The 7,606-nt window shown below is 65.1% G+C and carries 8 protein-coding genes; 5 read left to right on the forward strand and 3 right to left on the reverse strand.

Annotated features, from left to right (window positions below):
- The 4 genes from VKP62_15825 to VKP62_15840 all read left to right on the forward strand — a co-directional run.
- Positions 1–1,121, forward strand: a 1,121-nt coding sequence (locus tag VKP62_15825) for a hypothetical protein (protein MEB3198665.1), incomplete at its 5' end; no start/stop codon positions are given.
- A 71-nt stretch (positions 1,122–1,192) separates the two neighbouring features.
- Positions 1,193–1,834, forward strand: coding sequence for an OmpA family protein (locus VKP62_15830; GenBank protein MEB3198666.1), 642 nt, complete (start codon positions 1,193–1,195; stop codon positions 1,832–1,834).
- Positions 1,824–2,156 carry a hypothetical protein gene (locus tag VKP62_15835; protein ID MEB3198667.1) on the forward strand — a complete coding sequence of 111 codons (333 nt, stop codon included), beginning with the start codon at positions 1,824–1,826 and terminating at the stop codon, positions 2,154–2,156. Before VKP62_15830 ends, VKP62_15835 begins: the two co-directional genes overlap by 11 nt.
- 98 nt (positions 2,157–2,254) lie before the next feature.
- Positions 2,255–2,668: a DUF2085 domain-containing protein gene (locus VKP62_15840; GenBank protein ID MEB3198668.1), complete on the forward strand. Its 414-nt coding sequence runs from the start codon at positions 2,255–2,257 to the stop codon at positions 2,666–2,668.
- A 55-nt stretch (positions 2,669–2,723) separates the two neighbouring features.
- Here VKP62_15840 and VKP62_15845 read toward each other — a convergent pair whose 3' ends face one another.
- Together VKP62_15845 and VKP62_15850 are read right to left on the reverse strand one after the other, a co-directional pair.
- Positions 2,724–3,641 carry a hypothetical protein gene (locus tag VKP62_15845; protein ID MEB3198669.1) on the reverse strand — a complete coding sequence of 306 codons (918 nt, stop codon included), beginning with the start codon at positions 3,639–3,641 and terminating at the stop codon, positions 2,724–2,726.
- Positions 3,642–3,801: 160 nt separating this feature from the next.
- Positions 3,802–6,630, reverse strand: coding sequence for a hypothetical protein (locus VKP62_15850; protein ID MEB3198670.1), 2,829 nt, complete (start codon positions 6,628–6,630; stop codon positions 3,802–3,804).
- Between the two features lie 103 nt (positions 6,631–6,733).
- Here VKP62_15850 and VKP62_15855 point away from each other — a divergent pair, with 103 nt between their 5' ends.
- The gene (locus VKP62_15855; protein ID MEB3198671.1) at positions 6,734–7,213 is read left to right on the forward strand and encodes an AAA family ATPase; all 480 of its coding nucleotides are present in this window, start codon (positions 6,734–6,736) and stop codon (positions 7,211–7,213) included.
- 34 nt (positions 7,214–7,247) lie between these two features.
- On the opposite strand, the gene VKP62_15860 is transcribed toward VKP62_15855, so the two are convergent.
- Positions 7,248–7,606 (reverse strand): PD-(D/E)XK nuclease domain-containing protein (locus VKP62_15860; protein ID MEB3198672.1); only part of this gene is annotated, 359 nt, incomplete at its 5' end.

Here is a 7,606-nt window from a genome sequence, read left to right on the forward strand (position 1 = left end):
AATCTGGAGCCATGATCCAAGCCCTGCAAAGCCAGGTTGACGTGGGTGTCGCCTTCCGTGCCCTTGTGGCAGGGCTCAATGGCGTGCTCGCTGGCATGGTGGAGGCCTTCCAGCGGACAGTGATGGCGCTGCTGGCATCCTTGGGTCTGGGACTGTGGTTCAACCTTGTCTTGAAGCGTCGCCAGGGGCTCATGGTCCAGGTGGCGGCCGCGGTGGAGCGCTTTGTAGTTCCCCTGGTCCAGCCGCAGGCCAGCGTTGAAGACATGCCGGAGACGTTGGCGCAACTGCTGACGGCTACCCGTGAAGGTTTTGCGACGATCGCCAAAGACAACGGACTGGTGCGCGAAGTTGCCCTGTCCAGCCTGTCCGCGCTCCATCAAATGTTGGCCGAGCGCAAACAGGCGGAGGACCAGCATCAGTCACTACTGAATTCTCTCAACGAAGACCTTCACGGGACCGTGACGTCTTTGCGTGGGGTCGTGGAACGCCACGCTGAACTATCGAGCCAGTTGGTGGCAGCCTTGATGACGCTCGACTCCCGGCGTCAACCGCACATCCTGGAAGATCTTCCGCGCGTGCTGACCTCGTTGCATACGGGCTTCGAGCGTCAGGCGGAAGCCGTGGGGAGCCTCAACGCTCGCCTGATGGACAGCCAGAACCGACAGAGTGAGCTGATGGCCGAGCAGGTGGTAGCCTTAGGGGAAATGGCCAAGGCGCAGCAAGACAACGCCCAAGCGCGCGCCGCGGCGGATACGGCGAAAGGGCTCCAAGAGCTCAGGACCTTGTTTTCACAGTTGGTGACGCTCCTCGAGGCTCGCGAGCGCGACGTGCCCGTCCAAGCTTATCGTCAAGCCGACGTCCACACGTCATCAGGTGAACCCGAGGCAGTGGTTGCGTTTCAGGGCCAGCTGCTCCATATGATCTTGCAGTGCCTGGAGCGTCCCTGGTGGCGCAGGTTGATGGATGACTTCGGGGCCTTGAGGGATCCACACCACCGCCCCAAGTACCGCAGGTTGGGTCACGCGACCCGACGCAAACACGACGCCGAAGCCACGATGCCGTCATCAGCCGGGGTCGCGGGTGCCAATGTCACACAGGCACAAGGTGAGGCGGCTTCGTGAGGCGCCACCGCGGCAGCGAGGATCTGTTCAACTTCTGGCCCGCCTTCACGGACGGGATGACAGGTCTGTTTTTGGCGGTCATCATCCTGTTCCTGACGCTGAGCGTTCAAAACTTCGTGAACGTCATTCGCCTCATCGAACTCGAGTCGCTGGTGGGACGCATCGACAAGGAGGTGCTTCAACCCCTTCGGGGGCCCGATGCCAAAGCCGACCGTGGCTCCCTGCGCTTGGGTGAAGCCGTGCTGTTCGACTTCGACTCTTCCGTCCTCCGTCCGGAGGGAAAGACACGCCTTGCCGGCATCGGGCTCAAGCTGAAGGGGGTGCTGGACAAGTTTGGTGCGGGCTCTGTCACCAGCCTGCAGGTCAGCATTGAGGGGCACACGGACAGCCAGGGTTCTGCCGACTACAACTTGGAACTGTCCGACAAACGCGCGCGCGCCGTCGCAGAATTCTGGGAGTCTGCGTGCGGGCTCTCGAGAGCGAAATATGACATCATCGCCGTGGGGCGTGGCCCATTCCGCCCGCTGGTTTCAAATGCGCGCTCCGAACGTGACCTGGCACTGAATCGCCGCATTGAGATTCGTATCTATCCCCGTTTCGACTCGTTGATTGAAGTTCTTATGGGAAAGCATTCATCGGCGGCGAATGAAGCCCCGGAAATGCCCCCTCACGCTCCAGGAAAGATGATCAGGCAATCACCCAATGCCCGATGACGATCTTCACGAGGTCCCATTGAGTGTTGCAGAGACCTTTACGCTGGTTGCTGCTGGAACATTTGGCGGGTTGCTCGGTTCGCTGGTGTATTCCGTCTTACTCTACGTCCTCGATGGCCTCTGGTGTTGGCCTTGGCAGGTTCTTAGCAGGACATTCTGGGAAGCCGGCGCCTCGATCGTCGTTGCCCAATGTTGCCCTTTTCTTGCTCCGGTAGTGGGCATCGTCTTCCTGGTGCGCGCCTCAGGCTTCTTCGGTTGCATCCTGATTGGGGCAGCCCTCGGCCTGCAACTCGTCGGGCAGTTCGCTCGACGCCGGTCGTAGCCGTGGACTCTTACCTTCGCTGGTTGGTGCCCGCCTTCGTTGCCGGCGTCATCTTGTTTCTGGCTGCCAGCGGTTCACTGTTTTCCATCTACGTGATGATGGAGGCCTGCCGCGCTGACGGTGCGGCGGCAAGAAGCCTTATAGGCTTGTGTCACCAGCTTCCGGCACGTTCACTCTTTTTTGGCGCTGAACAGTTTCCCCTATGCGCGCGATGTATGGGCGGCTATCTCGGTTTTGCTTTGGGAGGGCTTTGGCTACTCGCAACAAGGCGGGCGGTGCTGCTGTGCCCGTTGCTAGTTGTGTTTGGATTGGCAGACAAGTTGGTCGGCATGATCGGGGGCGGAGACAGCACGAACGAGGTGCGCGTACTGCTCGGCTTGATGTTGGGCAGCGGCCTTTCCGGCTGCTTGTGGCAGGTTGGTCTGGTGCTCTGGCGAGAGGCTCTGCGCCGAGGGCTACAGCGCCATCTCTGCTGGATCATGCGGGGTGAGGTCGGGTCACCGAGGACCTGATGCAACGCCCAACCATTCCACACTCCGGAGTTGCACTCCGTTTCGCGAAGCCTGCCTATAAAGACTCTTCTGCACGCTTGCGGTCGCTTTCTTGTCTGAGCCGTGCCTGCTCCTCCGCTTGCTTCAATGAGTTGGCTTCCCGTCGAAGGCTATTGATCACCTCCTTGGTAAGTGGGGCAGATTGGTAAATCACGTACTTTCTGATGCCCCTCTTGAGGTTGAGCTCCCCATGATCGAACGCGATCACGCGTTGCCCGACCCAGCCACACGGGTGGTTCGGCGGCCCATACTTTTTTTGCAGCGCTGTTTTGCCCTCAAAGCCCTCAATGGCGGTGAAATCCAGCGAGATGATGGCGAGTTTGCCTTGCCAGTAGTGAAGCACCCACGAGATGGTTCCCTCTGAGAGCTTTCTATTTCCCTCGATTTGCAGGCCTGGCAGATAGGCTAGTCCGAACTTTCCAGGGCTCTCAAATAGACCCTTACAGGCCCCCACGGTATGAGGGATGTCAGTGTCAATCGCCAGGTCCGGCAGACGAAAGGGAAGGGGATCTGTCTCGTTGTGCGCTCGCCTCGCTTCGCCCGTCAACCGTTCACTGGGGATAGAGCCCCCCAAGTTGAATCCCTCCCAACCCTGGAACCTGTCGATGAGCGGTGGCCCTAACGCAGGCGGTGACGGGGCTTCGCGGAAGCTCATCGCCTCGTGAAATCGATCACCGCGTGATTTTTCGGAGTTCAGAGCGTCTGCTTCGGCCCTCCCAAAGCGGTCTGAAAATGAGTTATCGAGGGAATGCTCCTTTTTTGTCTTTTCCGCTGAGGGCGGCGATGAAGGCAAGGAATCGCTCACCCCTGGAGCCTTGAAACCGGCAAACCGAGCGATAAAAAAGACACATAGTAGGACGAAGCCGGTTGTTCCAAGACATCCGACCAGGGCCTGTGGCACTTGTTCCGTATGACGTTCCGGTGGGTGTGGCACGGCGAATTCTCATTCTCTGGCGCGGTTTTTGGTGGCAATCAAACCGCTTATTGGCGACAGGTCACACAACCGCTGACGATGATGACCTTGGCAAAATGGCGCGAGGTGGTCATTGAACTGAATTGGCAAGGCTCCGACAAGTCGCACTCGTCCAACTCCCTCAGCGGAAATTGAAAGGCAACATACGCGAAAGCCAGGCCCAGGCCTCATCCAGCCGGGTCAGCGGTGTCGAAGCCTCCCAGGCCGGCCAGGGTGCCTGGGGCAGCTGGGCCTGCAGCGCCTCGGGGGCTGGCTCCGCGGGCCGTAGGCCGAGTCGCTCGGCCAGGCGGGCCAGCGCGGCCCCGATGAGCTGCACGGTGGGACCCTGCTCAGGCGCCGTGGCCAGCTGGATGGCACTCTCGAAGAAGGCGGCGGCCTGCTCCCGATCGCCCGCCTCCCAGAACAGGAGCCCGCGATAGGCCTCGATCAGCTCCCAGGGGTGAAACGCCTGGGCGGCCCACAGACCGCTGGCTTCGCGGTAAGCGCTGCGCTCGGCAGGGCTGCCGTGGGCCACGAGCCAGCGCAACAGGGCGTGGTGAATGTAGGGGTCTTGCTCGCGGCCGGGCCAGGCGGCGATCGCCGCAGGCGTCAGCGCTCCGGCCAAACCCACCAGGGCCGCCCTGCGCGCGTCGGGATCAGCCTCCGGCGCATCCTGCAGGGCGATCGCCCGGTAGGTGCCGGTCTGCGCAGCCTCCCGGCTGGCCATGGCCGGCTCGGACAAGCGCGCAAAGCAGGCCAGGGCCGCCTCAAAGAGCGCCAGGGCCTCGCTGTGCTGGCCGCGAAAGGCCGCGTGCTGGCCGAGCGTGCTGAGCAGGCGGCCGTGGTGTTGCAGGCCGGCCACCTCGGGACGCTGGTCTCGCCAGCGGGCGATCGCCGCCGTCGCACCGGCGAAATCGAACCGGTTGGTGTGGGTGACAGCCCGCACGAGATCGGCCTGACAGACCAGCGTGGGGACTTCCTCAAACAGGCGCTGGCCCAGCGCCTCCAGCGCGCTGGCCTCGGCAAGTTCAATCGCGCCGCGGTGGTTGGCGTGCCACAGGCGCGCGGTGCGAAACGCCAGTTCCAGCCGGGGCGTGAGCGATTCGCCGACCGGCTGGCAACGGGCCAGTTCCGTCACGGCCTCGCCGACCGTCACCAGGTTCACATCCCGGCCATCCAGGTGCGCCAGCACGCCCTCGCACAACGATCGCCAGTAGGGCACCTCCGCCTGGGCGCGCTGCGCCACGCGCGCCAGCATCATCGCCACCAGGCTGCCGGGAACCCGCGCCTCCGCCCGGGCCACCAGGCGCTGCCAACCGGCCGCATCCGGCAGGCGCCCGGCTCCGAGCGCCTCCCAGTCCCGCCGCAGGCTCGCCGCATCGCCCTCCAGCAAGCAGGTGCCGAGCAGGCCCGACTGCGCCATCATGGCCCGCGTATGCGACGATCGCTGCCCCCAGGCGAAGGCCAGCAGGTCGGCATACCCCAGGTGCGCGGCCGCATCCTTCTCGACGAAGCGCAGGCTGATGGCCAGCTGCGCCGCCCGCGCCGCATCGACCTCGGCCAGTTGGCGCATGAGCAGGTCGGCGGTGGCTCGGATGTCTTTCGAGGGGCCATAATCGCCGCGCTGCTCGATCTGCACCTCCAGCACGGTGTTGCCCGCCAACGGCAGCAACAGCGCAACCCAGCGCACCAATTCCAGCGCCCCCTGCAGCCAGGCGTCACCGTGGGAGATGGGCAGGGCGGCGACGTGCAGGCCGAACACCCCGACGGGACGGTCCAGCAGGTCTTGCAGATGCGTATCGAGCGTTTCCGGATCCTCGATGCTGCGCGCGTGAAAGCCGCGTGGCAGGGGCGGCAAATCAGCCCCCTCCGGCACCAGCACGCCCACCTGCCAGGGGGTGTAGCTGTCGCGCAGGGCCGCGCGCGTCTGGTCGAAGGCCTTGCGGGCCCCATCGCCACTCTCGTCGATATACAGGCGCCAGTGCGCCGCGGGCGCCAGGGCCTGGATGCGATGGTCGAACGCGCCCGCCCGCACGGCCGACCCCACCGGGGTGGGGGCCGCCTGAGCCACGCGCAGGCGGGCCTGGGCGCGAAGGTAGTCGAGCCGCTTGTCGGCCACGAACCGGAAGGCTTTCCAGCGCATCTCGCTGATGATTCGGTTCACGGTGCGTTCGACCTCGGGCGCATCCGGACCGCAGCGCGCCACCACCTGCAAGAATTCTTCCAGCGCACGCTTCTCCTTGCGCCCCCGCCGCTGCGCCGACGACAGCCACTCGTCGAAGGCGCGCGGATGGCTGGCCACGCCGGGCACGGCGCGGGCCTGAGCCAGCACGGGCTCGGTTGGCAAGCCGTTGCGCAGGTGGCTGACGAGCTTGGTCCAAAAGGGTTTGAGCGCCTGCTCCAGATGGTCCGGCATCGGACCACGATCGAGCGACGGCGCGGCAGGCGAAGAGAGGTCCGTCAGTTCTGGCTCCTGGGTCGCCAGAAGGATGCCGAGCACAATGCCAGCGGCCAGCTGAGGGTCGTTCACGGCCGGCGCCTGCGGACCCGCCAGGCTCGGCCAAGCCCGCACGGCCGTTTGCAGCACGGCCGCCGCCTCTTCGACCCGCTCGGGCAGGGCCATCGTGAACCCCTCCGCGCCCGAGGGTCGGATCCGCAGCATCCCGCCCTCCAGCTGCACCACCGCCTCCGCCGCCAAGCGCCAGGGCAGCTCAGGTGCCCAACGACCAAGCGCGCAGCCCACGGCCAGGCCCAGCCCGTCACAAGCCAGCCTGTGGACACGTTCCCGCGCCAGCTCCGGTTTGAGCTGGGCGACCGCCTCAGACAACGAGGGGCGCAGCACCACCTTGAGCAGTCGACCTGCCGGCGTACTCACGCGCAACACCGGCTGTCCGCCCTCTTCCACCACCCGCACCTGGTACACGCGCAGTCCCCCCAAGCAAGCAACAGCCAGCGGCAACCGGGGAGACATACCCCGCTCTGCCAGCTTGGAAACAACTTGCCGGCGGTCGTCGCATGGGCGCACCAAGCGCGCTATGATGAAGCCGCCACGCCCATCGAGCGGGAGGTTCGCCGTGCTCGCCTTGATCACCATCGGCCTACCCGCCGCCGGCAAATCCACCTTTGCCGCGACCCTGGAGGGCTTCGAGGAGCTGAATCTGGACGCCTGCCGGGCCGAGGTCAGCGGTGATGCCAGCAACCAGAGCGTCACGCTGGAGGCCCTGGCCTTGCGCGACACCCGCCTGGCCGCGGCCCTGGCCGCAGGGCGCCCGGTGGTCGTCTCGGACACCAACCTGGAACCCATCCACCGCCGGGCGCTGGCGGAACGCTGTCGTGCGGCGGGCTACCGGGTGCGCTTCGTCTACTTCGAGACCCCCTACGACGTCTGCCTGACCCGCAACGCCGCCCGCCCGCGCCAGGTGCCCGAACACGCGATGGCCCGTATGGCCGAGACCCTGGCGGCGCATCCGCCGGAGGGCTGTGCGGCCCTGCTGGGGGTAGAGTTGGTGCGGGTCAGCGGGGTGGATGGAGGGTGGCCTGAGCCGGCAATTTGAGGGTCCGGGCCGAGCACCAGAGGGCGGCGACGCCTCAGCCTGCGGCCACCTCAAAAGCCACGATGTTGCGTTCTTCGCGGCTGAACTCGATGCCGACGAGGGTCACGGTGACGCCGGGTTCCCGGTACTTCTCGGCATAGCCCTTGGCCTGCAGTTGCGACAGTGCCCGGCCCTCCGGTACCTGCTCGACGACCTTGAACTCAAAGAGATAAACCCGGCTTGCCCACGGATGGGCTGATTCCGCGGAGGCCAGGGATGGCCGGGAGCGGTCGCCGAGGCGCGTCGCCAGGTCGATGCGTCCTTTGTTCGTGGCGTCCTCCACGCGCGTATCGAGGCCGAGAGCGGCGAGGTGGCTGTAGAACACACTGGCGTAGAAGCCCTCGTACTGCGCGA

It is taken from the genome of Candidatus Sericytochromatia bacterium, assembly GCA_035285325.1.
Classification (GTDB): Bacteria; Cyanobacteriota; Sericytochromatia; order S15B-MN24; family JAQBPE01; genus JAYKJB01.

Excerpts from the sequence above, each read along its gene's own strand:
- VKP62_15835 (MEB3198667.1), top strand. The coding sequence starts at position 1,824 with ATGCCCGATGACGATCTTCACGAGGTCCCATTGAGTGTTGCAGAGACC.
- VKP62_15840 (MEB3198668.1), top strand. The coding sequence starts at position 2,255 with ATGGAGGCCTGCCGCGCTGACGGTGCGGCGGCAAGAAGCCTTATAGGC.
- VKP62_15850 (MEB3198670.1), bottom strand. The coding sequence starts at position 6,630 with ATGTCTCCCCGGTTGCCGCTGGCTGTTGCTTGCTTGGGGGGACTGCGC.